This window comes from Bacillus sp. FSL L8-0099 (assembly GCF_038006385.1).
Classification (GTDB): Bacteria; Bacillota; Bacilli; order Bacillales; family Bacillaceae_G; genus Bacillus_A; species Bacillus_A toyonensis.
Map to the genome: position 1 here is coordinate 1,105,546 of NZ_JBBOVC010000001.1, position 26,077 is coordinate 1,131,622.

At 36.6% G+C, this 26,077-nt stretch carries 28 protein-coding genes and 1 other annotated feature; of the genes, 18 read left to right on the plus strand and 10 right to left on the minus strand.

Annotated elements, in window-relative coordinates:
* The first annotated feature begins 70 nt into the window (after positions 1–70).
* Both MHH42_RS05740 and MHH42_RS05745 read left to right on the plus strand, forming a co-directional pair.
* Positions 71–775, plus strand: a complete 705-nt coding sequence (locus MHH42_RS05740) for a hypothetical protein (RefSeq protein WP_070172863.1) — start codon at positions 71–73, stop codon at positions 773–775.
* 15 nt (positions 776–790) lie between these two features.
* Complete coding sequence (locus MHH42_RS05745) at positions 791–1,054, plus strand: hypothetical protein (RefSeq protein ID WP_001153801.1); 264 nt, start codon at positions 791–793, stop codon at positions 1,052–1,054.
* 40 nt (positions 1,055–1,094) lie between these two features.
* Here the strand turns inward: MHH42_RS05745 and prsA are convergent, their stop codons facing one another.
* Positions 1,095–1,952, minus strand: coding sequence for a peptidylprolyl isomerase PrsA (gene prsA / locus MHH42_RS05750; protein ID WP_001214219.1), 858 nt, complete (start codon positions 1,950–1,952; stop codon positions 1,095–1,097).
* 129 nt (positions 1,953–2,081) lie between these two features.
* Entirely contained in the window at positions 2,082–2,213 is a 132-nt protein-coding gene (locus MHH42_RS05755; protein ID WP_001120851.1) for a DUF3941 domain-containing protein, read from the minus strand.
* Between the two features lie 100 nt (positions 2,214–2,313).
* Between MHH42_RS05755 and MHH42_RS05760 the strand changes: the two genes are divergently transcribed.
* On the plus strand, positions 2,314–3,171 hold the full coding sequence (locus MHH42_RS05760; protein WP_000364440.1) for a YitT family protein: 858 nt from the start codon (positions 2,314–2,316) through the stop codon (positions 3,169–3,171).
* A gap of 25 nt (positions 3,172–3,196) precedes the next feature.
* Here the strand turns inward: MHH42_RS05760 and MHH42_RS05765 are convergent, their stop codons facing one another.
* The 3 genes from MHH42_RS05765 to MHH42_RS05775 form a co-directional block, all read right to left on the minus strand.
* Positions 3,197–3,394 (minus strand): DUF3813 domain-containing protein, encoded by a 198-nt coding sequence (locus MHH42_RS05765; RefSeq protein ID WP_000527396.1) that lies wholly within the window; start codon positions 3,392–3,394, stop codon positions 3,197–3,199.
* Positions 3,395–3,535 (minus strand): hypothetical protein, encoded by a 141-nt coding sequence (locus MHH42_RS05770; protein ID WP_000516816.1) that lies wholly within the window; start codon positions 3,533–3,535, stop codon positions 3,395–3,397.
* Between the two features lie 104 nt (positions 3,536–3,639).
* Positions 3,640–4,449, minus strand: a complete 810-nt coding sequence (locus MHH42_RS05775; RefSeq protein WP_000043171.1) for a Cof-type HAD-IIB family hydrolase — start codon at positions 4,447–4,449, stop codon at positions 3,640–3,642.
* A gap of 492 nt (positions 4,450–4,941) precedes the next feature.
* On the opposite strand from MHH42_RS05775, the gene MHH42_RS05780 reads away from it, so the two are divergent.
* Together MHH42_RS05780 and clpB are read left to right on the plus strand one after the other, a co-directional pair.
* A complete protein-coding gene (locus tag MHH42_RS05780) occupies positions 4,942–5,121 on the plus strand; it encodes a YjzC family protein (protein ID WP_016082481.1) in 180 nt (59 codons plus the stop codon).
* 211 nt (positions 5,122–5,332) lie between these two features.
* Positions 5,333–7,933 carry an ATP-dependent chaperone ClpB gene (gene clpB / locus MHH42_RS05785; protein WP_016108002.1) on the plus strand — a complete coding sequence of 867 codons (2,601 nt, stop codon included), beginning with the start codon at positions 5,333–5,335 and terminating at the stop codon, positions 7,931–7,933.
* A 36-nt stretch (positions 7,934–7,969) separates the two neighbouring features.
* On the opposite strand, the gene MHH42_RS05790 is transcribed toward clpB, so the two are convergent.
* Positions 7,970–8,152 carry a YjzD family protein gene (locus MHH42_RS05790; protein WP_001211112.1) on the minus strand — a complete coding sequence of 61 codons (183 nt, stop codon included), beginning with the start codon at positions 8,150–8,152 and terminating at the stop codon, positions 7,970–7,972.
* Between the two features lie 156 nt (positions 8,153–8,308).
* On the opposite strand from MHH42_RS05790, the gene MHH42_RS05795 reads away from it, so the two are divergent.
* The 7 genes from MHH42_RS05795 (at position 8,309) to MHH42_RS05825 (ending at position 14,419) form a co-directional block, all read left to right on the plus strand.
* Positions 8,309–9,043, plus strand: coding sequence for a hypothetical protein (locus MHH42_RS05795; protein WP_000028709.1), 735 nt, complete (start codon positions 8,309–8,311; stop codon positions 9,041–9,043).
* Positions 9,044–9,072: 29 nt separating this feature from the next.
* The gene (locus tag MHH42_RS05800) at positions 9,073–9,945 is read left to right on the plus strand and encodes an NAD-dependent epimerase/dehydratase family protein (RefSeq protein ID WP_000486175.1); all 873 of its coding nucleotides are present in this window, start codon (positions 9,073–9,075) and stop codon (positions 9,943–9,945) included.
* Positions 9,946–10,009: 64 nt separating this feature from the next.
* Positions 10,010–10,186 carry a ComZ family protein gene (locus MHH42_RS05805; RefSeq protein ID WP_001003338.1) on the plus strand — a complete coding sequence of 59 codons (177 nt, stop codon included), beginning with the start codon at positions 10,010–10,012 and terminating at the stop codon, positions 10,184–10,186.
* Positions 10,187–10,430: 244 nt separating this feature from the next.
* Positions 10,431–11,363: a beta-ketoacyl-ACP synthase III gene (gene fabH / locus MHH42_RS05810; RefSeq protein ID WP_001100553.1), complete on the plus strand. Its 933-nt coding sequence runs from the start codon at positions 10,431–10,433 to the stop codon at positions 11,361–11,363.
* 30 nt (positions 11,364–11,393) lie between these two features.
* A complete protein-coding gene (gene fabF / locus MHH42_RS05815; protein ID WP_000412641.1) occupies positions 11,394–12,632 on the plus strand; it encodes a beta-ketoacyl-ACP synthase II in 1,239 nt (412 codons plus the stop codon).
* A gap of 106 nt (positions 12,633–12,738) precedes the next feature.
* Positions 12,739–13,530, plus strand: coding sequence for a DUF2268 domain-containing protein (locus tag MHH42_RS05820; protein ID WP_000539318.1), 792 nt, complete (start codon positions 12,739–12,741; stop codon positions 13,528–13,530).
* Between the two features lie 142 nt (positions 13,531–13,672).
* Complete coding sequence (locus tag MHH42_RS05825; RefSeq protein ID WP_000966122.1) at positions 13,673–14,419, plus strand: YjbA family protein; 747 nt, start codon at positions 13,673–13,675, stop codon at positions 14,417–14,419.
* On the opposite strand, the gene MHH42_RS05830 is transcribed toward MHH42_RS05825, so the two are convergent.
* The 3 genes from MHH42_RS05830 to MHH42_RS05840 form a co-directional block, all read right to left on the minus strand.
* Complete coding sequence (locus MHH42_RS05830) at positions 14,384–14,623, minus strand: hypothetical protein (protein WP_097838061.1); 240 nt, start codon at positions 14,621–14,623, stop codon at positions 14,384–14,386. The genes MHH42_RS05825 and MHH42_RS05830 overlap by 36 nt on opposite strands.
* 74 nt (positions 14,624–14,697) lie before the next feature.
* On the minus strand, positions 14,698–15,687 hold the full coding sequence (gene trpS, locus MHH42_RS05835; RefSeq protein ID WP_000110979.1) for a tryptophan--tRNA ligase: 990 nt from the start codon (positions 15,685–15,687) through the stop codon (positions 14,698–14,700).
* 75 nt (positions 15,688–15,762) lie between these two features.
* Positions 15,763–15,979, minus strand: a binding site (T-box leader).
* Between the two features lie 105 nt (positions 15,980–16,084).
* Entirely contained in the window at positions 16,085–16,465 is a 381-nt protein-coding gene (locus MHH42_RS05840) for a DUF3899 domain-containing protein (RefSeq protein ID WP_001045000.1), read from the minus strand.
* A 319-nt stretch (positions 16,466–16,784) separates the two neighbouring features.
* Here MHH42_RS05840 and MHH42_RS05845 point away from each other — a divergent pair, with 319 nt between their 5' ends.
* From MHH42_RS05845 to MHH42_RS05865, 5 genes are all read left to right on the plus strand, one after another.
* Entirely contained in the window at positions 16,785–18,440 is a 1,656-nt protein-coding gene (locus MHH42_RS05845) for a peptide ABC transporter substrate-binding protein (RefSeq protein WP_000727209.1), read from the plus strand.
* Positions 18,441–18,568: 128 nt separating this feature from the next.
* The gene (gene opp3b, locus MHH42_RS05850; RefSeq protein WP_000534168.1) at positions 18,569–19,498 is read left to right on the plus strand and encodes an oligopeptide ABC transporter permease; all 930 of its coding nucleotides are present in this window, start codon (positions 18,569–18,571) and stop codon (positions 19,496–19,498) included.
* Positions 19,495–20,511, plus strand: a complete 1,017-nt coding sequence (opp3C, locus tag MHH42_RS05855; RefSeq protein WP_000974107.1) for an oligopeptide ABC transporter permease — start codon at positions 19,495–19,497, stop codon at positions 20,509–20,511. Before opp3b ends, opp3C begins: the two co-directional genes overlap by 4 nt.
* A gap of 20 nt (positions 20,512–20,531) precedes the next feature.
* Complete coding sequence (locus tag MHH42_RS05860) at positions 20,532–21,575, plus strand: ABC transporter ATP-binding protein (protein ID WP_000854338.1); 1,044 nt, start codon at positions 20,532–20,534, stop codon at positions 21,573–21,575.
* Positions 21,568–22,503: an ABC transporter ATP-binding protein gene (locus MHH42_RS05865; RefSeq protein ID WP_000166337.1), complete on the plus strand. Its 936-nt coding sequence runs from the start codon at positions 21,568–21,570 to the stop codon at positions 22,501–22,503. Before MHH42_RS05860 ends, MHH42_RS05865 begins: the two co-directional genes overlap by 8 nt.
* Positions 22,504–22,629: 126 nt before the next feature.
* Here MHH42_RS05865 and MHH42_RS05870 read toward each other — a convergent pair whose 3' ends face one another.
* The gene (locus MHH42_RS05870; protein ID WP_002156289.1) at positions 22,630–24,075 is read right to left on the minus strand and encodes an MATE family efflux transporter; all 1,446 of its coding nucleotides are present in this window, start codon (positions 24,073–24,075) and stop codon (positions 22,630–22,632) included.
* 352 nt (positions 24,076–24,427) lie between these two features.
* Between MHH42_RS05870 and MHH42_RS05875 the strand changes: the two genes are divergently transcribed.
* Positions 24,428–26,077, plus strand: a complete 1,650-nt coding sequence (locus MHH42_RS05875; protein ID WP_000728607.1) for a peptide ABC transporter substrate-binding protein — start codon at positions 24,428–24,430, stop codon at positions 26,075–26,077.

Below are 26,077 nucleotides of genomic sequence, written 5' to 3' on the forward strand. Positions count from 1 at the left end.
TATACGGGGTTAACTATCTGAATTATCAAACGGAAAGAGTGAGGAATACCCTTTGAAAAGAGGTGTGCATATGAAATTTTATAACGCCGGATATCTTATAATTTCCTATGATAGAGAACTTATCAATAAAGGTTGTATGATTACGGATTTATCACAAACCATTTTAACGATATGTAATGGGGTTCGGCCTACATTTCCGGATTATTGTTTTTTTCCTTGGTGTAATTCAAATAAAAATGATCCTATTGCTAAGGTGATAAATGGAAAGTTAAAGATTAGTAAAGAAGAGCATGAAAGTGGTCAAACCTTTTTAGATACACTAATGGAGGAAGCAAAGTTTGCCTGGCCGAATGTTTTTAAAGATTTAGAAGATGCGAGATTCTTTAAGCAAAATTATTTAAAGGGGATAGAAAACTTAGAAATTATCAGCTTAAATCTTTCAGAAGAGTATCGGACGGACTTTTTAATGAATGAGCGGGAAGAAAATGACTTTAAAGTTTCCATATATGATTTTCTCGAAAGTTCATTACCTACTGATGTTAAAAATAATGAAATATTAGGGTTTGACATATGCGGCTACGAGTCTAATGGATTTTACTCATTCATTTTCAATAATTTACAAGTGGACTTTAAAATGTTTGATAAGAGGTTAAATGACTTATCACTTGTTGATAAGTATGAAGATGCAAAACAGATTATCCATTCAATTGATGATGGAGAAATTGAAGCGGAAGAGGTATTGTGGTATCCGTGGTTAATTGTGAAGTGCGTATAAAGTGGGAGTCCGAAAGTGCAAGATAATGTACGGGAACAATTAATAAAGAGTCTCACAGTACTATCTCCTGAAAAAGAACGCGAAATAGCAGCAGTTGATTTACATGATATATATGAGAGCACTGAAAGGTTTGAAAAAATACTTGAAAATATTATAAACTCTCAGCAATCTAAAGAAGACTTAATAGATACGCTAATTGAAGTAGAGATAGAATTAGATCACATCAATTGGCATTATAAAAGCTTGAAGAAAAAGTTAAAAATATTGATGAAAGATTAAAAAGCACAGTCTTATCTTTTTAAATAAGACCGTGCTTTTTTTAGTTTCCCCGCTCAAATATAAGAGAAAATGTATCGTTTAATTCACTATCATTTATTTTAATATTTGCCTTTTTTAATTCGTCTTGTAATAGTTTTTGACTGAATGTAGGGTCAGCGATACGTTCTTCTTCTAAGTTTTTACGAATGGAGTCTTTCACTTCATCGTAAGGCTTTAAATCCTTTTTATCAGTTAATTTAATAATGTGATAGCCGTTCGTTGATTTGACGGGATTGCTAATTTCGCCAACTTTTAGTTTGTAGGCAGCTGTTTCAAATTCAGGCGCCATTGTACCTGAATTAAAGTATCCGAGGTCTCCGCCTTTTTCTTTTGATAGTAGATCTTGTGATTCTTGTTTTGCTAATTCTTCAAATGAAGCACCAGCGTCTAGTTTTTTCTTTATTTCTTTCGCTGCATTTTCATCGCTTACTAAAATGTGACTCGCTTTAATTTCTGGTTTATAGTGGTCTTTCACGTCTTTTTCTGTAACGCTTTTCTTAACCGCTTCATGCAGAGCGAGTTTGAACTTCATTTGATTTTTGAAATCAGCCTCATCTTTTAAACGATTGTTTTCTAAAAATCCTTTGAATTGGTCTCCAAATTGATTTTTTACTTTTTGGACCTCGTTATCTACATCATCGTCAGATACTTTATATTTTTTCGTAATAACGTCGTATGCCATCATTTCGTATAGCATGTCTTTTCCGTAACGATCTTTCAATTGTTTTTCGAAGTCGCTCTTCGTAATGGTTGAGTCTGTTGCTGTAGCGACTGTAGCTGATCCATTCTTTTGTCCGCAAGCAGAAAGCATTAATATACTTATTAGTGCAGTAATAATGAAAATATGTTTCCCTCTCATGCTAACACCTCATCCGAATATGTTATCGCTATTGTAGAATATAGAAGTGAACATGAAGTGAATTTTTAATGTTTTTTCCTGTGAAATGTAAAAAAAGTACATCAACAATTATGTTGATGTACGATGGGATCAAAGGTGATCAGTCTTCTTGGAATATGCGCGCTTGCCCTGCTGAATATTTTTTTGCTCTTGCTCATTTTTTTGCGTGCGTTTTGCATTATTATCGCGAGCTTTTTTGTCGTTATCACTCGTATGTGGCATATGTATCAACTCCATTTCTAAACGTTGTACGTTTATCATTTCCTTTTTCGTAAAGACTATGTATAGCGGTGCATTTATGAAGGGTAAAGGTGGATTAGAGATGGATTTGAAGTTGAATTATACCGAACTTATTAAGAAATTAATCGTTGTAATTATCGCAGGTTTATTAAATGCGATTGGAATGAATTTGTTTTTAACACCAGCGAAAGTGTACGCGAGTGGCTTTGCTGGATTGTCTCAATTACTATCACAAATATTAGGTGATTTTTTATCTATTCATATATCTACAGGGGTGTTGTTTAGTTTATTTAATATTCCTGTCGTTATTTTAGCGTGGAAAAAGGTTGGGAAGGCTTTTACTTTTTTTAGTTTTCTATGCGTTATATTTATGACCTTGTTTTTAGAAATTATCCCAGTTCGAGCGGTTTCGAACGATATTATACTAAATGCAATTTTTGGCGGCATTATTTCAGCGATTGGGGTAGGGGTTGCGTTAAAATGGGGTGCTTCTACAGGTGGTTTAGATATCATTGCGATGATTTTATCTAAGATAAAAGATAAACCTGTCGGTACATACTTTTTCTTTTTTAATGCAATTATTATTATCGCTGCGGGTTATGTATATGGGTGGGAGAAAGCGTTATATACGTTAGTAACTTTATATGTATCAACGAGAATTATTGATGCCATCCATACTCGCCATGTGAAAATAACAGCGTTAATCGTTACGAAAAATGGTGCAGACGTACGAAAGGCGATTCACTCACGATTAGTGAGAGGGATTACAACTATACCTGCAACAGGTGCTTACACAAATGAAAATAAGGAAATGTTAATGATGGTTATTACTCGTTACGAGTTGTACGAATTAGAAAGGGTTATTAAACAAGTAGACCCAGGTGCGTTCACAAATATACTGCAAACGGTCGGGGTATTCGGATTGTTTCGAAAAGATTAAAGAGGACCAAAGTTGGTCCTCTTTTTTAATGCAAATTCGTAATGTTTTGCAACTGCTCCTGCATCTCGCGTAGCTGAACTTTCTCAGCAGTTGAAGAGTTTGCGTAAGCGGATTGCAAAGCGTTTTTTGCTGTATATACGAGATCTTGTTGTTCAGCGCCGCTTGAACAAGATACGGCATTTGCAACAGCATCTCTAGCTTGTTGGAATAGTAAGTTCCCCATTTAAACCCCTCCAAAAGAAGAGTTACTTCTCGCTTTTTCTGCCTCAGCTAATGTACCTCTGTACGGGAATCTTGCATCATGCTTCATAACAGCATCGGCTCCTTGTTGGATAAAACGTTTTGATTTGTTCTTTTTACCCATTCGAAAAACCCCCTTTATTTAGCTGAAAACAATTGACGCGTTAACTCGGCGTCTAATTATAGTATGAGCGTTTGGCGAGAAACTATAAGCAGGGAATTTTTAGATTACAATCCAAGAACCTCTTCTAAATATAGAGCGATGCCATCTTCTTCATTTGTTAATGTCGTATGATTGGCGAGTGATTTTAATTCAGGTATTGCATTACCCATTGCGATACCGTGACCAGCAAATTCAATCATTTCAAAATCATTATCTTCATCACCGAAAGCGATAATGCGCTCTTTTGGAATGTTGTAATGACTAGAAATTTTTTGCAATCCGACCGCTTTATTTAATCCACTTTTTACAATTTCAATAATTGGCCAAGGTGCGCCCCATTTTCTATGATCGATCACTTCAGCGTGCATATCAGTTAAATGTTGACGAATTGCAACGGAATGATCATCGTGTGCGTCAATTAATAAACAAGTCGGATGGTCGTTTAAAATATTTAATAAATCTCCTGTGAAAATCTTTGGAGAACCAAATTCGAAAATGTGTTTTTTATCTTCATCAATTTCACGAACGTACACATCATCCATTACTTCAGCGTATATATTTTTTACGCCGAAATCAAAGCAAGCTCGGACAATTTCTTGGGCTGTTGCTAGCTCAAGTGGAGAGTGATGTGTGCCCCAATTTGAATCAAGAGGGTGATGCACGTAAGCACCATTAAAGTTTACAATCGGTGTATTAAGATTAAGTTCTTTATAATAATCAAAACTAGCACGGAATGGACGTCCTGTTGAAATGACGACGATATGCCCTTGTTCCTTTGCTTTTGTAATTGTCTGTTTCGTTCGAGTGGAAATTATTTTGTTGTCTGTTAATAAAGTGCCGTCTAAGTCTAATGCGATTAAATGTTGTTTACTCATAATTTCACCTCTTATAATAATTTTTTTGTATCTATCTGTATTTCCGTTTTTAATATGCAGAAATAAGAGGTTAGACTGGGTGAGACCACCATAGATGGAAAGTTCACTATATATCCATCTTACGTCGCAAAGTACTGTGGTGTCTACTATTTCTCGTTGGAAATCAAGAAAAGTCAATAACTTTTTAGAAAGTTCAAACAATGTTTCTTTCATTATGTACAAATTGTGAAAAGGGTTACATTGCCCGTATGAGGAGGCTTATAATAAACATGTAATCTTCTCGTATATGTTTGACTCTCCTTTGAAGCTAGCCTACAGGTAGGTTGGTTTCTTTTTTTTCTACAAGTAAGGAAGTAATCCCTGCTTAAGCTTGTGTAATTATATATATTGTAAATCGGTGAACTGTAGTACTTGTTTCCTAAACATGACAGAAAAGCTTTCTTTTAAAATGGATATACTAATGAGGCAAGACGTCATGGAAGGAGAATGAAGATGGGACAAAATCGCAGGTTTCGTTCTGGACAAAAAGCGCCAAATGATGGCGTTTACGTAGAAATTGGTGAAACGGGGAGTATGGTAAAAAATCCGCAAATGGTACAATTAACTGCCGGTGAAAAGTTTCCAGATAACACGAATCATAACCGTCAGTGGACATATAAAAGAAAACCGTAACAGAAGCCGCAATCTTTATTGCGGCTTTTTTTTTGTTACATAATATAATTTCATTTACTGTACTTTTTTAAGTAGCATAATGAATGCTCCCTTTTTCTTTTTCCAATAATAAGTTTGAAAATACATAGGCAAATTTATTGTATAAAAAAGTAAGTTGGCGTATAATCAAATCAAAGGTCAAAGAAAGTCAAACTTTTGGAGGGCTGTAAAGATGGACTTAAATCAAATGACAACGAAAACACAAGAGGCGATTATGAGTGCCCAATCTTTAGCGGTATCTCATCATCACCAAGAGGTGGATACTGTTCATCTATTACTTGCATTATTAGAGGAGCAAGATGGATTAGCAGTACGTATATTTCAAAAAATGAATGTTGATATAGAAGCATTGAAGCAAGATGTAGAAAATGTAATTAAAAAGAAACCTTCTGTAACGGGAAGCGGAGCAGAAGCTGGGAAATTGTATATAACAAGCAATCTGCAGCAACTGCTTGTAAGAGCAGGGAAAGAAGCAGAAAAACTGCAGGATGATTACATTTCAGTAGAACATGTATTGCTTGCTTTTTCTGAAGAAAAAGGCGATATCAATCATTTATTTACAAGATTGCATATTACGAAAGATAACTTATTACAGTCTTTAATGACAGTTCGGGGGAATCAAAGAGTGACTAGTCAAAATCCAGAAGCAACTTATGAAGCATTAGAAAAATATGGCCGTGATTTAGTGGCGGAAGTGAGAGCAGGGAAAATTGATCCTGTTATCGGACGAGATAGTGAAATTCGCCGCGTTATTCGCATTCTTTCACGTAAAACGAAAAACAACCCTGTTTTAATTGGTGAGCCAGGTGTTGGTAAAACAGCAATTGTTGAAGGATTAGCACAGCGTATCGTGAAAAAAGATGTACCAGAAGGGTTAAAAGATAGAACAATCTTTGCATTAGATATGAGTGCACTTGTAGCCGGAGCAAAATTCCGTGGTGAATTTGAAGAGCGCCTGCAAGCTGTATTAAATGAAATTAAAAAGAGTGAAGGCCGTATTTTATTATTCATTGATGAACTTCATACAATCGTCGGCGCTGGTAAAACAGAAGGTGCGATGGACGCAGGGAATATGTTAAAACCGATGCTTGCTCGTGGTGAACTGCATTGTATCGGGGCAACGACATTAGATGAATATCGTAAATATATTGAGAAAGACCCAGCGTTAGAAAGACGTTTCCAACAAGTATTAGCAGAGGAACCGACTGTTGAAGATACAATCTCCATTTTACGTGGTTTAAAAGAGCGTTTTGAAATTTATCACGGTGTAAATATTCATGACCGCGCGATTGTAGCAGCATCTGTTTTATCAGATCGATATATTTCAGATCGCTTCTTACCGGATAAAGCAATTGACCTTGTTGACGAAGCATGCGCAACAATTCGTACAGAAATTGATTCTATGCCAACAGAATTAGATGAAGTAACGCGCCGTATTATGCAGCTGGAAATTGAAGAAGCCGCTCTTGGAAAAGAGAAGGACTTTGGTAGCCAAGAACGTCTAAAAACATTGCAACGTGAATTATCGGATTTAAAAGAAGTTGCAAGTAGCATGAGAGCGAAATGGGAGAAAGAAAAAGAAGATATTCACAAAGTTCGTGACTTACGTGAACATTTAGAGCGTCTGCGCCGTGAATTAGAAGAAGCAGAAGGTAATTACGATTTAAATAAAGCAGCTGAACTTCGTCACGGAAAAATTCCTGCAATTGAAAAAGAATTAAAAGAAGCGGAAGAAATGAGCGCACATAATAAACAAGAAAATCGTTTATTACGCGAGGAAGTCAGTGAAGAAGAAATTGCTGATATCGTTTCACGCTGGACTGGTATTCCTGTCGCAAAACTCGTTGAGGGTGAACGTGAGAAATTACTACGCTTAGAGCAAATTTTATCAGAGCGTGTCATCGGACAAGAGGAAGCGGTAAGTTTAGTATCAGACGCAGTTCTTCGTGCACGCGCTGGTATTAAAGACCCGAACCGTCCAATTGGTTCCTTCATTTTCTTAGGACCGACAGGTGTTGGTAAAACAGAACTTGCAAAAACGTTAGCGCAGTCTTTATTCGATAGTGAAGAGCAAATGATTCGTATCGACATGTCTGAGTATATGGAGAAACACGCTGTGTCACGCTTAATTGGTGCGCCTCCTGGATATGTTGGATATGAAGAGGGCGGTCAATTAACAGAGGCGGTAAGACGTAAACCATATTCCGTTATTTTGTTAGACGAAATCGAAAAAGCACATCCAGAAGTATTCAACATTTTATTACAAATGTTAGATGATGGACGCATTACAGATTCGCAAGGACGTACAGTAGACTTTAAAAACACGGTTATTATTATGACTTCAAATATTGGATCTGCTCATTTGTTAGATGGATTAGAAGCAGATGGCTCCATTAAAGAGGAATCAAGAGAACTTGTAATGGGGCAATTAAGAGGACATTTCCGACCAGAGTTCTTAAACCGTGTCGATGAAATTATTTTATTCAAACCGCTTACAACGAATGAAATTAAAGGTATTGTTGATAAAATTGTAAAAGAATTACAAGGTCGTTTAGCTGACCGTCATATTACAGTGGAATTAACGGATTCTGCAAAAGAATTTGTTGTAGAAGCTGGCTTTGATCCGATGTACGGAGCTCGTCCATTAAAACGATACGTACAGCGTCAAGTGGAAACGAAATTAGCGAGAGAATTAATTGCAGGCACAATTACGGATAATAGTCACGTAGTTGTTGATGTAGAAAATAACGAATTAGTTGTTCATGTGAAATGAAAATAAAAAAGAGTTCGGATAAAATCCGGACTCTTTTTAGTGTTGTTCTACTGGTTCGTTTGGAATTGCAGCTGAAATCGCTAATACTAATACCGCAAGAACAACTGAGAAAATAGACGCTTGGTTAAAATCGTATGTACCGCCAGTCATAGAGCCGATTACGTAGCTCATCATATGTACAAGCGCGAACGACCAAATTAATGCCCAAATGAAACGCATATTTTACACCTCTATTCGTTCAATCTGTCCTTATTGTAACACAATTGAAAAAAGAATATAGAAAAATATTTGTAGATTTTTCAACGCAAATTTGCATTCCGTTCATACATTATAAAAGAGTGGTTTTATACGTTTAGAAAATAAGGCGGGGGAAAAATGAGTATTACGGAACGTTTTTTTTACTTAGAAAAAGAACCATGTGTCATTTATTTACCGGAGAAGCCAAATGGGTTTTCAGTTATGCTCCTCGGTGATTACAACTACTTTATTGAGAATGGTACAAGTTTATGGACACAGCATGCGGGAAGATCTTATTTTTTACATGGCCTTATTGAGGAAGGCTACACGGTCTTTTCTTCTAATTTATATGGAAGACACTGGGGGAATGACCAATCTGTTCGTCTAGCGAAACGTTTATATGATGTTGTTTTGAGAAAAGAGACATTAAATACGAAAATGCACATTATGGCAGATGGTATGGGTGCGCTTGTAGCGCTTGAAATGATGAACAAATACCCTGAAAGTATACGTTCTGTCATTATGTTAAATCCGTGTTTAGATTTGCCAGAATATGTGGAGTTCGAAAAAGAGCATAAGTTTTTTTACAAAAGATTAGTGAAGGAATTAAGTTTGGCGTACGATTCCAAAGAAGAAGAATTAGAATCAAAAATAAATAAGAAATCATTTACGCTTCTTCCGTCTTGTGTACCTGTTAAAATTTTCGTATCAACACAAGAAAAAAGAGGAAGAAAACAGTTGTTACGTAAATACGAGAAAATGAGGCAATTCAATCAATGTGATACTTCTGTCTTATTCCATCTCCAAGATGTGAAATATAAAATGGTTAGACAAACAACGGATTTCTTTAAAAAATATGAAGAAGAATTGTGAGGCTCCCATATACATAAATGAGGAGCTATTTGTTTCAAGGGGAAAGGGTTGGTGGTATGGAACGCGTGCTGATTATAGGTGCACTTACGTTTGTAGGTTATCACCTTGTGAATAAAATGATTGCAGAAGAAGTAGAAGTGTATGGTCTTGATTTTGATGAATATGATAGTATGACAAAAATTAATGAAGAGAAGTTATTGTTAATTGGGCGAAACGCTTTATTTACGTACTATCCAATAAGAGATGAAGATGGATGGAGATCAGTGGAGGAAGAGAATTTCGATGCAGTTTACTTTTGTTTGTGTGAACCAAACCAGCAAAGTGGCTTTCGGAATGAAAGAGTCATATTACAATATTTAAAGCGGATTATAAAAATGTGTGAAGAAAATAAAGTAAAGCTAAATCTGATTTCTTCTATTGAGGTAGGATGCACAGGGGGCTCCGAAAATAAACGCCTATTTTCGAAAGTAGAAGAAGGGTTAAAAAAAGGGGAATTACAATATAGTGTATTTCGAGTTCCTACATTATATGGTCCGTGGCAACCATCCTTTATGATGTATCATCAGCTCATTTTATCAGAACTGGATGAGAAAGAGTGCCGTTGTACGAGTGAGGAAAAAGGAAGCGATTTACTTTACATTGAAGATGTATGCGAATACTTATGGGGAAATGGAACGAACGGAGAGCATCTCGGTATATACAATTTACTTAGTGGTAAACGGTCGTTATGGGAAAAAGGGATGAATCTTTTACGTGCAGATGATAAAGTGAATAAAAATAATAAGGAAGAAAGAGATGAAGCGGCCGAGGATATTCCGATAAAAAGAAATACCCCGTTAGAATACGGTTTAAATAAACAATTGGCACATATGAAAAAATATAAAGAGTTATACGAAGGATAGTGCACGTGTTACACTATTGTATGGATTATGAATTGAAAGTTTTAATGGAGAGGAAGAGTATAATATGAACGAAAAAAGCATGCAATTTTTACAAATCGCAATGAAGCATTTACCAGAAGCAAAGGCAATTTTAGATTCGAATGGAATTGAGCTTGATATGGAGAAGGCACAACCAGTGTTAGAGTTATTAATGAAAGTTATGAATGAAGCATATGAGCTTGGGAAAGCAGACAAAGAATAAAACCCTTCTTTTTGAGGGGAGAGAGGCTCGAACCGTGAGTAGAAGCGGTTCGGGTCTTTTTATATTTCGAGCGAAGTAAGGGGAAGAATAGGGGAAGGTATGTTTTCGTTGTTTTTACTGAAAAATAAAGAGAATAAAACGCTAGCTTTCTGTTTTAGCTGAAATATATTCTAGACAAAAGTAAATTTATGTTTTAAAATTAGTACCAAGTCATAATAATTGATATAAAACGGAGGGCTGCGATGTGAACGTGGGCATTTTAGGGATCGGAAGATATGTGCCAGAAAAAGTAGTCACAAATCACGATTTAGAGAAAGTAATGGATACATCCGATGAATGGATTCGTACGAGAACGGGAATTGCAGAGAGACGCATTGCCGATGAGACAATAGATACTTCATATATGGCCGTAGAGGCTTCTAAAAAAGCACTTGAAGATGCAGGGATTAGCGGAGAGGATATCGATCTTATTTTAGTGGCAACAGTAACGCCAGATCGTGCTTTTCCAGCAGTAGCTTGTGTGATTCAAGAGGCAATTGGAGCGAAACACGCAGCGGCAATGGATTTAAGTGCAGCGTGTGCTGGTTTTATGTACGGAATGATTACAGCACAGCAATTTATTCAAACTGGAACTTATAAAAATGTATTAGTAGTTGGTAGTGATAAACTATCTAAAATTGTAGACTGGAATGATCGAAACACAGCAGTACTATTTGGAGACGGAGCTGGCGCTATCGTAATGGGAGCTGTTTCAGAAGGAAGAGGCGTTTTATCTTTCGAATTAGGAGCAGACGGAAGTGGCGGCAAGCATCTTTATCAAGACGAGTATGTTATGATGAATGGCAGAGAAGTCTTTAAATTTGCTGTTCGTCAACTTGGAGATTCTTGTCTTCGTGTGTTAGATAAAGCTGGTCTTACGAAAGAGGATGTGGATTTCTTAGTACCACATCAAGCGAATATTCGTATTATGGAATCTGCGAGAGAGAGATTAAATTTACCACAAGAAAAAATGAGTATGACAATTGAAAAGTTCGGTAATACATCAGCTTCTTCCATTCCAATTGCAATGGTAGAGGAATTGCAAAATGGACGTATTCAAGACGGTGATTTAATTATACTTGTTGGTTTCGGCGGTGGATTAACATGGGGAGCAGTAGCTCTTCGTTGGGGTAAATAAGGATTGAGAGAAAAAAGGAGTGTATTTTGTATGGAAAAAAAGAGGGTCGTAATTACAGGACTAGGAGCTGTTACACCGATCGGAACAGATGTTGAAACAGCTTGGGAAAACATAAAAAAGGGTGTATCTGGAATCGGGCGACTTACAAGAATTGATCCGGAACTATTTCCAGCAAAAGTAGCAGCAGAAATTAACGACTTTGAAGTCGAGAAATATATTGATAAAAAAGAAGCGCGCCGTATGGATCGCTTTACACAATATGCAGTAGCAGCAGCGAAAATGGCAGTTGCGGATGCAAAGCTTGAAATTACAGAAGAAAACGGACCTCGAATTGGTGTATGGATTGGTTCTGGTATTGGTGGTATGGAAACATACGAAGAACAATTTAAGATTTTTACTGAGAAAGGTCCACGCCGCGTGAGTCCATTCTTCGTACCGATGATGATTCCAGACATGGCAGCAGGTCAAGTATCTATTGCGACTGGAGCGAAAGGAATTAACACTTGTTCTGTAACGGCTTGTGCATCTGGTGCAAACTCAATTGGTGATGCATTTAAAGCAATTCAGCGCGGTGATGCGGATGCAATGATTACAGGTGGAGCAGAAGCACCGTTAACAAGTATGGCATTCGCAGGATTTAGTTCAGCGAAAGCATTAACATTTAATGAAGATCCAGCAACTGCTTGCCGCCCATTTGATAAAAACCGTAGCGGTTTCGTAATGGGTGAAGGTTCAGGGATTCTAATTCTTGAAGAATTAGAGCATGCATTAGCACGTGGTGCTCACATTTATGCGGAAATCGCTGGTTATGGCGCAACTGGAGATGCATTCCATATTACAATGCCTGCTCCTGGCGGTGAAGGCGGAGTGCGTGCAATGCGTCAAGCTTTAGCGGATGCAGGTCTAGAGCCAGAAGATATCGATTACATTAATGCACATGGTACAAGTACAGATGCAAATGAAAAATACGAAACGATGGCAATTAAAGAAACTTTCGGTGAGCATGCATATAAAGTAGCCATTAGCTCAACGAAATCTATGACAGGTCACTTACTAGGTGCAGCTGGTGCTGTTGAAGCGATCTTCTCTATTAAATCAATTACGGACGGAGTAATTCCTCCAACAATTAACTATGAAACACCAGATCCAGAATGTGATTTAGATTACGTACCGAATAAAGCGAGACAGCAAGAAGTAAAAGCTGTATTAAGTAACTCACTAGGGTTCGGTGGTCATAACGCAGTATTAGTATTTAAATCGTATAAATAATAGATGAAATAAGGTGTTTTTTCGTAATAAACTACGAAAAAACACCTTATTTATTTTTACGCCTTTTTCTTCTTTTGCATATACATAAGAAAAAGGGGGGATAAAGATGGGGGTTGTTGAAACAGCCGAGTGGTTACATCTATATTATGGACGGCCAGAAAAGCTTTGTGAGAAATTTACGAAGTATATTCCACTACCAAAAGAAAGGTTGTATCGTTTTTTAATTTCTAAAGGTATGTATCGCCCAGTAATGCGAGGAGAACGTGAAATTAAAGAATTAGAGAAAAAAGAAATTTGGAAAGAGTTACGTATGGAGTATGATAAATTGAAAAATTGGTTAAAAGGTCCGGATGTCCCTATCTTTATTTTATTATCAGATTCGTATAATCGAACTGTACAAGAAGAGTATAACGGAAAAGCTGGATTATCTATGCGTCACGTTATTTTCTTATTCGTATGTGGACGGAATTCGGTGGAAGAATTAAAAGTGTTATTGGCACATGAATATCACCACATATGCAGGTTACATCAAATTGAGACGAAAGAAACAGAGTATACGTTACTTGATACGATGATTATGGAAGGGTTAGCTGAGCAAGCAGTAACGGAAAGATATACAGAAAAAAATAATGCACCGTGGACGAAATATCTTTCAAAAGAAGAGGCGATTTATTATTGGCAAAACGTTGTTCAAGAAAGAATAAGTATAAAACGAGGAACGAGGGAGCATGACGTATTATTAAACGGACTTCATTCTTATCCGAAAATGCTTGGTTATGCGCTTGGATTTCACATTGTAAAAGATTGTGTAGCGTTTGAAGGGGAAGATACACTGTCTTTATTACCTATAGATGCGAAAGAAATATTGAGTAAAGCAAATACATTTCGTATTCCATGAAAAACAGGAGGTCTATCTCCTGTTTTTTTAGATATTATAGAAGGAAAAATAATAATTAGAATATATTTCCTTAAGTGGAATAAAGTTAAGCGAAAATGAACATAATGATTGGTACAAACAGTAGTGAAGTGAGGGATAGAGAATGTTATATCTACATGATGTATGGGTAAATTGGTTTGAAGGTGAAGAAAATGGGTATAACGTTTGTCATTTTTACGAATGGCGGAAAGATGATACGATTGAACTATTAGATCAAGTGCCATTATTAAAAGTAGATGCCACATTATATCATTACATCGAGAACGAATTGTTAGAGCTTCCGCAAAAGTTGTTGGAAGACGTACATCATAAGGCTTATATTCGTAAAAATCATGAACGTTTGCAGCAAGAGTATTGCTTTGTTGTTACAGATGGAAAAGGAATTATTGCGATTGATACAATTGGTTACAATGTACCAATTAGAAAAAGTAGACTTATACCTCGCCAAGAGCAGATGGTATATGAGATGGTGGAAAACGTACAAGCAGAAAAGTATGAGTTCCAAGTAGAGGAAACAGAAAAGGAACATCATATTTTATCACCATCGCCTTTCATTATGAATGGCTTAACTCGTAAAGAGAGACAGCTAAAACAATTATTATTTATGGCGTTAGATCAATTACATACAACGAAAAACACAGCGGAAATTCGCTATTGGTACACAGAATGGGATCCGTCAGCATATGGAACGGTCCAACATATGGAATTTGAAGATATTTGGGCAAGACTATATGATGAAGCGAAATCAGGCTGGTCTGAGAAGCACGAACAATTATGCGAGCGCCTTGTAAAAGGACAGCCGTTTTTTGAAAAGTTATGGGAAATGGAAAATGAGCAAAAGGTAAATTAAAAAACCGCCAATTGGCGGTTTTTTAATTTGGTGAAATCTAGCTTCAGCGGCAAGAATGTTCGGTGGCTTCGCGCCTTCCTGCGAGGCAAAAAGCGCCTCTACGTCAGGAGCTCCATCCCCCTCACATTCTAAACGAGCCGCTTCCGCTTTATATAGAAATCCAGCTCCGGCTCCTAGCCCTTCGCGTCTAAGAACCTTCCCCACTAGAAGGTAAAAAGCACCTTCTGTGGGAAAGAACCTTAGCCGTCAGGGATAAACAGTCGCCTCCGCTTTATATATTATCTACGCTTTCTGCTTAGTCCCATTGCGTTTTCTACTTTGCGTAGTTGTTTGAATGCAACGCGGTTTGCTTTTTCGGCACCTTTGTCTAGAATTTCGTCTAGTTCTGGGGAGCTGATTAGTTCGTTATATTTGTCTTGGATTGGGCGAATTGCTTCTACGACTACTTGTGCTAAGTCGCCTTTGAAGTCGCCGTATCCTTTTCCTTCATACATTGCTTCTATTTCTTCAACTGTTTTTCCTGAGAATGAAGAGTAAATTGTTAATAGGTTAGAGATTCCAGGTTTATTTTCTTTATCGAATTTCACGATACCTTCTGAATCTGTTACAGCACTTTTAATTTTCTTTTCAATTGTTTTTGGTTCATCAAGCATACTGATCATTGATTTTGGATTCGGATCAGATTTACTCATTTTTTTCGTAGGTTCTGTTAATGACATAACGCGAGCTCCTACTTTTGGAATACGAATTTCAGGAACTATGAACACTTCACGGAAGCGTTTGTTGAAACGCTCTGCTAGATCACGTGTTAATTCCATATGTTGTTTTTGGTCATCACCAACAGGTACGATTTCTGTGTTATAAAGTAAAATATCAGCAGCCATTAATGGTGGATACGTAAGTAATCCAGCTGGAACTGAATCTCTACCTGAAGCTTTATCTTTATATTGCGTCATACGCTCTAATTCTCCAACGTAAGCAACAGATTGCATGATCCATCCTAGTTGAGCGTGTGCAGGTACTTCTGATTGTACAAATAAAGTAGCTTTTTCAGGATCGATGCCGCATGCTACATAAAGTGCAGCAAGACTACGAATGTTTTTGCGAAGTTGTATAGGATCTTGAGGTACTGTAATGGCATGTTGGTTTACAATACAGAAATAGCAATCGTGTTCGTTTTGAAGCTCTGTAAATTGCTTCATAGCCCCTAAATAGTTTCCAAGTGTAATCGTTCCGCTTGGCTGAATACCAGAAAAGATAACTGACATAATTATTTCCTCCTAAATTTGAATGCGTGATAGGGAAGAGAAGGCAAACAAAAAAGCCCATTCATCCCAAAAAACTATAGGGACGAATGGACCGCGGTACCACCCTAATTATTTCACTACTGTGAAATCTCTCTAATCCATAGTAACGTCTGGATATAACGCCAAGGCCTACTACTTTCGGTTCGGTTTGGTGCTCAAAAGCCCATTCCACATTGTACAATTACTTGTTCACACCAGCCACAAGCTCTCTGAAATTGTTTCAATATGTACTCTTCTTTATCATCGCATACATATAAATTTATTTATTGTTAACTGAGCTCTTTTAATATGAAAGAACTAAAGTTTTATAACAAAATGTTTTGCTGATAATTATATCATATGGGATAGTGTTTGCAAACTACATCAAAATAGTAAAGCTAATGAGAGTCGAGAACGCTCCGAGTATGATACCTGTAATACAAATAGGATATGTCCATTTGAATGAATATGTTTTATAAATACGTTCTTTCTTATTCACCGGTTCCTCGGATTCTTCAATTAACGAGTCTATTTTTTTGTTCGTGCCAAATACTCTCTGGAAAGCGTAAAGAGTTACATTGAAAAATCCATTTTGAAATATGAATAAAAAACCACCTATCAGAATAAAAAATAGCGCGATATAAAACGAGATGTTGACAAAGTTCAACAAAAATTGAGATGAAATGAGGAATGCACCAATACTAGAAGCAATCATCGCTATAAAAATTAGTATACAAGTATGAAAAAAAACTTTATTCAAAATATTCCCCTCCGTCAAAATATTACTAGAATTATTATACTATAAAAGCTATAATAAGTACTAGAAATAATTTTTTGAAAATTATACGCAATTAAAGGTCTGATTTTAAGATGATGGTAGCAATGTTAACGTATCCCTTTACGAAAAATTAAAAATATAAACATTTTATTAAAAATTTTAACAAAAAAACAAAAAACTATATTCACAATCGTCGTATTATATGTATAATGAAAATTGTAGAAACTTGGAGATTATTCTTTCAATTCTACTTTTTAACAAGTGAGGGTACAGGAAGTGCAATTAGGGGAGGCAACACAACATGAAGAAAAAGATACCGTTATTACTTGCATCAACTTTAACTGCAAGTATGTTGCTTGGCGCGTGTAGCTACCAAAAAGATGACGCAAAAGCAAAAGGGAAAGAGAACGCTACGAGTAGTAGTAACGGAAAACAGATTCTTAATTTAACAGAGTTATCTGAAATTCCGTCAATGGATGCATCATTAGCATCTGACTCTTCATCTTCTACAGCATTAAATAATACGATGGAAGGTTTATATCGTATTGGCAAAGATCAAAAGAGAATGCCTGGCGTTGCAGAAGATGTCGAAAAGCTAGATGATGGGAAGAAATACATATTTAAATTAAGAAAAGATGCGAAATGGTCAAATGGGGAACCTGTAACCGCTAAAGACTTTGTGTATTCATGGAAAAGAGCCGTAAATCCAGATACAAAAGCAACGTATTCGTACATTATGTTCGATATTAAAAATGCAGAGAAAATTCATAAAAAAGAATTACCTGCTGACCAATTAGGTGTAAAAGCGATTGATGATTATACATTAGAAGTGGAATTAGACAATCCCGTTCCTTACTTTATCGATTTAACAGTTTATCCAGTATTTTACCCGCTAAATGAAAACTTTGTAAAAGCACAAGGTGATAAGTTTGGTTTAGAGGCAAATACAACATTATATAACGGTCCATTCGTTATGAGTGATTGGAAACATGAACAAAGTTTCCAATTCAAGAAGAATCCTTCATATTGGGATAATAAAACGGTTAAAATCGAAGAAATCAACTTTAATATTGTAAAAAATACAGCAACTGATGTAAATTTATATGAGACAAACGCGATTGATCGTGCGGCTTTAACGTCTGAATTTGTTGATAAGTTTAGACAAAGCCCAGAGTTCCAAACAAGAAAAGAAGCAGGGGTTGCTTACTTAAGATTTAATCAAAGTAATCAGTACTTAAGTAATAAAAACTTAAGAAAAGCAATTTCAATGTCCTTTGACCGTGATAACATTGCGAAAGTTATTTTAAATAACGGTGCAATTGGAGCTTACGGATTTGTTGGAAAAGATTTCGCTGAAGGTCCGAATAAAAAAGATTTCCGAGCTGAAAATGGAAAGCTAGTTGAAACAAATCCAAAAGAAGCGAAAAAGCTTTGGGAAACAGCGAAGAAAGAGCTTGGAACTGATAAAATCGAACTAGAATTCTTAAACTTTGATAATGAAGATGCTAAAAAAGTTGGTGAATTCTTAAAAGGTGAGATAGAAAAGAACTTACCAGGTTTATCAATTAAAATTAAACAGCAACCATTCGCACAAAAAAATAAATTAGAAGATTCTCAGCAATATGATATTGCGTTTGGTATTTGGGGACCAGATTTCCCAGATCCAATCTCATATTTAGATATGTTTGTTACGAATGGTTCTCAAAATAAAACAGGGTATTCTAATCAGAAGTATGATGAGTTAATCCTAAAAGCTAAAACAGATACAAAAGATTTACAAGCTCGCTGGAACAACCTTCTAGAAGTAGAGAAGATGTTAATTAAAGAGGATGCAGTTATCACTCCAATCTTCCAAAAAGGTTCAGCGTATGTAGTAAAAGGTGCCGTAAAAGATATTATCCCAATTAACTATGGTGGTAAATTAACTTACAAATGGGCATCTGTTGAACAAAAATAATCTTTTTTTTCCATCGTTTACAAGGGTATATGCCTATGATGGGCATATGCTCTTATTTTAAAAAAATAAAAGTAAGAATATTTTAAACTATCTTATTGCTTTTGAGAAAAACGGGGAGGTGCTTGACTATGGGACGTTATGTATTAAAACGTTTCGTGTACATGGCTTTGACATTATTTTTAATTACTACACTGACTTTCTTTTTGATGAAATTACTTCCGGGTTCTCCGCTTAAAAACCAGGAGAAGCTATCACCGGCACAAAAAGAAATCATTCTTGAAAAATACGGATTAAATGATCCGGTACCAGTTCAATACGCACGTTACTTAGGTAACTTAGCAAAAGGTGATTTAGGGGTATCGTTCCAATATGATAACCGCCCAGTAACAGACATGATTGTGGATCGTATTGGACCATCAGCCCAATTAGGTTTACAAGCGATTATATTAGGGACATTTATCGGTTTAATTTTAGGTATTGTTGCCGCACTTCGTAATAATACGTGGGTGGATTATAGTGCAACAGTTATTTCGGTACTCGGAATGTCGGTACCATCATTCGTATTCGCCGCATTACTACAATATTTCGTAGGGGTAAAACTTGGTTGGTTCCCGGTAGCATTCTGGAAAGGACCAGAGTTTACTGTAATGCCTACAATTGCATTATCGATGGGAGTTATCGCAACAATCGCACGTTTCTCTCGTGCAGAATTAATTGAAGTTATGCAGTCAGACTATATTTTAACAGCGAAAGCAAAAGGAATTAGTCAAGGCGTTATCATTGTAAAACACGCACTTCGTAACGCGTTAATTCCAGTTGTAACAATTTTAGGACCAATGGTTGCGGCATTAATTACAGGAACACTTGTTATCGAGCAAATTTATGCTGTACCAGGACTTGGGGAACAATTCGTTAAATCGATTACTTTAAATGACTATACAGTTATTATGGGAACTACGATTTTCTATAGTGCAATCTTCATTTTAGTTATTTTCATTGTCGATATTTTATACGGAATTATTGATCCTCGTATTCGTTTAGCGGGAGGGAAAAAATGATGAAAGATGTACAAAAATTATCTCCAGATTTATTTCAACAAGCCAATCAAAATAATGTTGATAATGAAGTCATTGCCCGTCCAAGCTTAACGTTTTGGCAAGATGTAAGAAGACGTTTGTTCCAACATAAAGGTGCGATGCTTGGCCTTGTATTATTAGTAATCATTGCGCTATTAGCGATTTTTGGACCGATGGTAAGTAAACACTCGTATAAAGAGCAAGATTTAGGTCGTGCGAAATTACCACCAAAAATTCCAGTTATTGAAAATGTTCATTGGTTACCATTTGACGGTACAGATCAATATGGTGTTGACCAATATGAAAAACGTGATATTAAAGAGTACTTCTGGTTTGGTACAGATGATCTTGGCCGTGACTTATGGACAAGAACATGGGAAGGTACACGCGTATCATTATATATCGCTCTTTTAGCAGCAGCAATTGACTTAGTAATTGGGGTTGCATACGGAGGTATTTCAGCATTCTACGGTGGTAGAGTAGATAATATTATGCAACGTATTATGGAGATTATTAACGGTATTCCATACTTAATCATCGTTATTTTAATGGTAATCATTATGGGATCTGGTATTTGGTCGATTACACTCGCGATGGCGATTACAGGTTGGATAGGGATGTCGCGGATTGTTCGTGGACAAATCTTAAAGTTAAAAAACCAAGAATATGTATTAGCATCTCGTACATTAGGTGCAACGAACACGCAATTAATTGTAAAACACTTAATTCCAAACGTAATGGGACCTATTATCGTAATGACAATGTTTACAATTCCATCAGCGGTGTTTGGTGAAGCGTTCTTAAGTTTCATTGGTTTAGGAATTCAGCCACCATTCGCGTCACTTGGTTCTCTTGTAAATGATGGTTATAAATCTATTCAAACGTATCCACACATGATGTTCATCCCTGCGGTTGTCATCAGTATGTTAATTCTAGCATTCAACTTAATGGCAGATGGATTACGCGATGCGTTAGATCCAAAAATGCGTAAGTAAACGAGGAGGGAGAAGTAAAAATGAAAACATTGTTAGAGGTAAAAGATTTACAAGTCTCCTTTGATACACATGCAGGTGAAGTACAAGCAGTGCGCGGAGTTACTTTTGATTTGAAAAAAGGGGAAACATTAGCGATTGTAGGAGAGTCTGGTTCTGGGAAATCAGTTACTTCTAAAGCGCTAATGGGGTTAATCCCAAATCCTCCAGGCCGTATTAAAAATGGAGAGATTATATTTGACGGTCGTGATTTAACGAAATTAACGGAAAAAGAAATGCAGCAAGTTCGTGGTAAAGATATCGCAATGATTTTCCAAGATCCAATGACATCATTAAATCCAACGATGACAATTGGGAATCAAATTATGGAAGGTCTTATTAAACACCAAGGGATGAGTAGAGGAGACGCACGTAAAGTTGCGTTAGAATTAATCGACCTTGTAGGTATTCCAAATCCAGAAGCACGTTTAAAACAATATCCTCACCAATTCTCAGGTGGTATGAGACAGCGTGTAGTTATTGCGATGGCGTTAGCTTGTAACCCGAAATTATTAATTGCCGATGAGCCGACAACAGCGCTAGACGTTACGATTCAGGCGCAAATTTTAGAGCTTATGAAAGACATTCAGCAAAAGACAGAAGCAGCAATCATTTTCATTACGCATGACTTAGGTGTAGTAGCAAACGTTGCTGACCGAGTTGCGGTTATGTATGCTGGTAAAGTTGTTGAAATTGGAACTGTAGATGAAATTTTCTACAACCCAAAACATCCGTACACATGGGGCTTAATCGCATCTATGCCAAGTTTAGATGGATCAGAGGAAGAGCTATATGCGATTCCAGGAACGCCTCCTGACTTATTAAAACCGCCAAAGGGTGATGCTTTTGCACCACGTAACCCACAGGCGCTGAAAATTGATTTTGAAATGGAACCGCCTTTATTTAAAGTAAGTGATACACACTATGCGGCAACTTGGTTACTTCACGAGCAAGCACCAGAAGTAAAACCGCCGGCAGTTGTTGAAAAACGTATTCTTCAAATGAAAGCAGGTGAACAACATGACTAAACAACGTGAGAAATTAATTGAAGTAAAAAATGTAAAACAACACTTCGACGTGAGTGGTGGTGTTGTCAAAGCGGTTAATGATATTTCATTTGATATTTTCCGCGGAGAAACATTCGGGCTTGTAGGAGAATCTGGTTGTGGTAAATCAACAACTGGAAGAACGATTATTCGTTTATATGATGCAACTGCTGGTGAAGTGTTGTTCGATGGTGAAAACGTACATGGTAAGAAATCACGCGCAGAACTGAAGAAGTTCAACCGTAAAATGCAAATGATTTTCCAAGATCCATATGCATCATTAAACCCTCGTATGACAGTAGGGGATATTATTGCAGAAGGTATTGATATTCACGGATTAGCAAAAAGTAAAAAAGAACGTATGGACCGTGTTCATGAACTGTTAAACACAGTTGGTTTAAATAAAGAACACGCAAACCGTTTCCCGCACGAATTCTCGGGTGGACAACGTCAACGTATCGGTATCGCTCGTGCGCTTGCTGTAGAACCTGAATTTATCATTGCCGATGAGCCAATCTCAGCACTTGACGTATCGATCCAGGCGCAAGTTGTAAACTTACTGAAACAGTTACAAAAAGAAAAAGGTTTAACATACTTATTCATTGCCCATGATTTATCAATGGTAAAATACATTAGTGACCGCATCGGCGTAATGTATCGTGGTCAAATCGTTGAGCTAACAACAAGTGATGAGTTATATGCGAATCCAATTCATCCATATACAAAATCACTATTATCAGCGATTCCGCTTCCAGATCCAGATTATGAGCGCAATCGTAAACGTATCGTATACGATCCATCGCAGCATGATTATGGTAATGAAGCACCAACAATGCGTGAAATTCGCCCAGGACATTTCGTATTATGTTCTGAAGCAGAGTACAAGAAATATAAAGAGATTTATCAATAAAAAAAGGTCATTCTTCCGTTACGGAAGAATGACCTTTTTTACTATATTTGTCGATAAGTCGATATATTTAAAGAATCACCGATATAAAGTGTATTTATCAATAAATGCACCTTAATCAAAGAAGTGCTACTGCGCCTGAACAGAAACATTCTCTTCTTGCTCATTCGGTTTAACAAGTGCGTAACTTTCCCATGCTCTACTTCTCCAGCGGAAGAACATAATAATTGCCCGCGTCCATTCATCGATAGCAATCGCTAGCCAAATACCAACGAGTCCCATATCTAAATGGAAGGCGAAAAAGTAACCGAGTGGCAAACTCATTAACACCATAGAGAACGCACCAATTAAAACTGGATATTTTGCATCACCGGCTGCACGAAGGGAATTAATGATGACGATGTTCATCGTACGTCCTGTTTCGAGTAGTACACTTAGTAAAAGAACGCTTGCCCCTAGAGCGATAATATGAGGATTATCAGTAAATACCCCCATTAATTGTGTGCGGAATGTAATAACGAGAGCGACCATAAATAAAGTCACACCAATTGCCCATTGTACACTTTTCCATACACGTGTGTATGCTTCATCTTTTTCATTTCCGCCAACTAGGCGTCCCACGATAATAGCTGTTCCCATACCGATTGCAATTGCGAATAAATAAGTAAACATGGAAATGTTAGTAGCATATTGTCTAGCAGCTAACGATTCTGTTCCTAAGTAAGTTGCGTAGTACAGGAAGACAATTTGGCAAGCTTGATACATGACTTGTTCAAAAGCAGATGGAATGCCAATTTTTAAAATTTTCCCCACGTATTCTTTTGATAAGGTGAAGTAATATTGTAATTTTACACGGTATTCCATAACGCGGTATAGTAACCAGAAGAACACAATCAGTGCCAGTAGTCGACTGACAGCGGAAGAAATCGCGGCCCCTTGTACACCAAGTTCAGGGAAACCGAACTTCCCGAAAATAAGTACGTAGTTTCCGGCGATATGAATAATATTCATTCCAAGCGAAACAAACATTGCTTGCTTTGTAAAGCCGTGAACGCGAATAATTGCGGCTAACGAGTTAATAATAGCTTGAAGGAAAATGGCTCCTCCGACGATGGATAAATAGCTTTGTGCATACGTTAGTACATCGCCTTGTAAATTCATTGCCATCATCATATGTTTTGAAAATAAAAGAAAACCAGCACTTATAACGAGTCCGACCACTAAATTTAATGTGACGGCTAATGCTGATATTTTAGATGCTTCCATAAAACGTTTGGAACCGAGGTATTGAGATACGACGATCGCAGCGCCATTCCCGATTACTTCTAGTACCAAAATAGCGATATGAAGATATTGATTCGCTGCACCAACCCCAGATACAGCATCGTCTGATAATGCACTTAACATGAAAGTATCAGCGATCCCCATCAACATAAAAAGAAAAACTTCTAGAAAAATAGGCCATGTTAATAAGAATAAACTTAATTTTTCTGTCGGCCCGTTTTTTGAGTGAATTGCTGTCATGTCCGTCCCCTCTTTACCGATATCTATTTTTAGCAAAGTGTATCGTAACATACTTTCTTATCCTTTGCACTCATTTTAACCTACATATTTTTAATATGAAGAGACCTTTATTTTATGCTAAAAAGAGAAGGATAATTATACAAAAAATATTATAAAATATAAAATTTGTTTTTCTCTGATAATTTAGAAAAGTTTAAAATTTGTTATTTCCGACACTTCAGTCGGGTAAACTGGTAATGTGAAACGTTTTCAAAGATTTATTTTTTCACAGGAAATTTTAATAAGATAGAAATATAAATATACAAAAAATATATTTGTGTGTATAATATGAATTATTAGAACATATATATATTTCTTTTTGTTTGAAAATGAAAGGGCTAACATTTTTATGGAGGGTGGAAATATGAAAAAAAAGATGCCGGTTTTTGTATTATCAACGGTAGCAATGAGCATGATTTTAGGGGCATGTAGTTATCAAAAAGATGAACAATCGCAAGCGAACGCAAAAGGGGATAGCGGGAAGAGCGGTGCGAAGCAAGTTATTAACTTAATTGAAACGCAAGAAATTCCAACGATGGATCCAGCATTATCAGCTGATGCAGTTTCTTCAAGAGTAATGACTAATACGATGGAAGGCTTATACAGTTTAGGAAAAGATGATAAGCTAGTTCCAGGTGTAGCGAAGGAATTCAAAAAGTCAGAAGACGGTAAAAAATATACATTTAAATTACGTGAAGACGCAAAATGGTCAAATGGTGAGCCTGTGACGGCGAAAGATTTCGTGTACGCATGGCAAAGAGCGATTAACCCAGACACAGCTGCGAAATCAGCGTACATTATGTATGATATAAAAAATGCAGAGAAAATTAATAAAAAAGAGATGAGTCCAGACCAATTAGGCGTAAAAGCAATTGATGACTATACATTAGAAGTGGAATTAGACAATTCAATTCCATATCTTGTAGATTTAATGGTATATCCAATCTTCTATCCTGTGAATGAAAAGTTTGTAAAAGAGCAGGGGACGAAGTTTGGTTTAGAAGCAAATACAACACTATATAATGGACCGTTTACACTAAGTGATTGGCAACATGAACGTAGCTTTAAAATGACAAAGAGCCCATCTTATTGGGAAAATAAAGAAGTGAAGATTGAGGAAGTAAACTTTAATATTGTAAAAGATACGTCTACGCCAATCAATTTATATGAAACAAACGCAGTCGATCGAGCGACGTTATTAGCAGAGTTCATCGATAAATATAAAGGAAAACCAGATTTCCAAACAGTAGAAGATACATCTGTATTCTTCCTTCGTTTAAATCAAAAAGATCCAGCGTTAGCAAATAAAAATATTCGTAAAGCAATTTCTCTTGCTTTTGAACGTAAGCCGTTTGTTGACACGCTATTAAATAACGGTTCTAAGCCAGCGACAGGATTAATTCCTGATAACTTCATTAAAGGACCGGATAAAAAGGACTTCCGTGCTGTAAATGGAGATATTGTAAAACCAAACGTGAAAGAAGCGAAGAAGTATTGGGAAGCTGGTAAAAAAGAGCTTGGTAAAAATGAAATCGAATTAGAGCTATTAAATGAAGACGTTGAATTATCGAAGAAAACTGGTGAATATTTAAAAGGTGAGTTAGAAAAGAATTTACCAGGTTTAACAGTGAAAATTAAACAACAACCATTTGCACAAAAACTAAAATTAGAAGATGCGGGCGATTACGTCATGTCATTCTCTGGATGGAGTGCAGACTTCCCAGATCCAGTTACATACCTTGATATGTTTGTAACGGACGGATCACAAAATAAAATGAAATATTCTAATCCGAAATATGATGAGATTATCATGAAAGCGAAGAAAGATGGAAGCGATGTAAATGCTCGTTGGAAAAACTTACTAGAAGCAGAGAAAATGTTACTTGATGATGCTGCGATTGTTCCAGTATATCAACGTGGTAGAGCATACTTACAAAGAGATTCAATTAAAAATATGTACAACCATAAATATGGTGGCGATTTAAGCTTTAAATGGGCGTCAGTAGAGAAATAA

What these genes read in the sequence shown, in the direction of transcription:
- MHH42_RS05740 (WP_070172863.1), top strand. Translation starts at nt 71, where the DNA reads ATGAAATTTTATAACGCCGGATATCTTATAATTTCCTATGATAGAGAA.
- prsA (WP_001214219.1), bottom strand. Translation starts at nt 1,952, where the DNA reads ATGAGAGGGAAACATATTTTCATTATTACTGCACTAATAAGTATATTA.
- MHH42_RS05755 (WP_001120851.1), bottom strand. Translation starts at nt 2,213, where the DNA reads ATGCCACATACGAGTGATAACGACAAAAAAGCTCGCGATAATAATGCA.
- MHH42_RS05760 (WP_000364440.1), top strand. Translation starts at nt 2,314, where the DNA reads ATGGATTTGAAGTTGAATTATACCGAACTTATTAAGAAATTAATCGTT.
- MHH42_RS05765 (WP_000527396.1), bottom strand. Translation starts at nt 3,394, where the DNA reads ATGGGGAACTTACTATTCCAACAAGCTAGAGATGCTGTTGCAAATGCC.
- MHH42_RS05770 (WP_000516816.1), bottom strand. Translation starts at nt 3,535, where the DNA reads ATGGGTAAAAAGAACAAATCAAAACGTTTTATCCAACAAGGAGCCGAT.
- MHH42_RS05775 (WP_000043171.1), bottom strand. Translation starts at nt 4,449, where the DNA reads ATGAGTAAACAACATTTAATCGCATTAGACTTAGACGGCACTTTATTA.
- MHH42_RS05780 (WP_016082481.1), top strand. Translation starts at nt 4,942, where the DNA reads ATGGGACAAAATCGCAGGTTTCGTTCTGGACAAAAAGCGCCAAATGAT.
- clpB (WP_016108002.1), top strand. Translation starts at nt 5,333, where the DNA reads ATGGACTTAAATCAAATGACAACGAAAACACAAGAGGCGATTATGAGT.
- MHH42_RS05790 (WP_001211112.1), bottom strand. Translation starts at nt 8,152, where the DNA reads ATGCGTTTCATTTGGGCATTAATTTGGTCGTTCGCGCTTGTACATATG.
- MHH42_RS05795 (WP_000028709.1), top strand. Translation starts at nt 8,309, where the DNA reads ATGAGTATTACGGAACGTTTTTTTTACTTAGAAAAAGAACCATGTGTC.
- MHH42_RS05805 (WP_001003338.1), top strand. Translation starts at nt 10,010, where the DNA reads ATGAACGAAAAAAGCATGCAATTTTTACAAATCGCAATGAAGCATTTA.
- fabF (WP_000412641.1), top strand. Translation starts at nt 11,394, where the DNA reads ATGGAAAAAAAGAGGGTCGTAATTACAGGACTAGGAGCTGTTACACCG.
- MHH42_RS05820 (WP_000539318.1), top strand. Translation starts at nt 12,739, where the DNA reads ATGGGGGTTGTTGAAACAGCCGAGTGGTTACATCTATATTATGGACGG.
- MHH42_RS05825 (WP_000966122.1), top strand. Translation starts at nt 13,673, where the DNA reads ATGTTATATCTACATGATGTATGGGTAAATTGGTTTGAAGGTGAAGAA.
- trpS (WP_000110979.1), bottom strand. Translation starts at nt 15,687, where the DNA reads ATGTCAGTTATCTTTTCTGGTATTCAGCCAAGCGGAACGATTACACTT.
- MHH42_RS05845 (WP_000727209.1), top strand. Translation starts at nt 16,785, where the DNA reads ATGAAGAAAAAGATACCGTTATTACTTGCATCAACTTTAACTGCAAGT.
- opp3b (WP_000534168.1), top strand. Translation starts at nt 18,569, where the DNA reads ATGGGACGTTATGTATTAAAACGTTTCGTGTACATGGCTTTGACATTA.
- opp3C (WP_000974107.1), top strand. Translation starts at nt 19,495, where the DNA reads ATGATGAAAGATGTACAAAAATTATCTCCAGATTTATTTCAACAAGCC.
- MHH42_RS05860 (WP_000854338.1), top strand. Translation starts at nt 20,532, where the DNA reads ATGAAAACATTGTTAGAGGTAAAAGATTTACAAGTCTCCTTTGATACA.
- MHH42_RS05865 (WP_000166337.1), top strand. Translation starts at nt 21,568, where the DNA reads ATGACTAAACAACGTGAGAAATTAATTGAAGTAAAAAATGTAAAACAA.
- MHH42_RS05870 (WP_002156289.1), bottom strand. Translation starts at nt 24,075, where the DNA reads ATGTTACGATACACTTTGCTAAAAATAGATATCGGTAAAGAGGGGACG.
- MHH42_RS05875 (WP_000728607.1), top strand. Translation starts at nt 24,428, where the DNA reads ATGAAAAAAAAGATGCCGGTTTTTGTATTATCAACGGTAGCAATGAGC.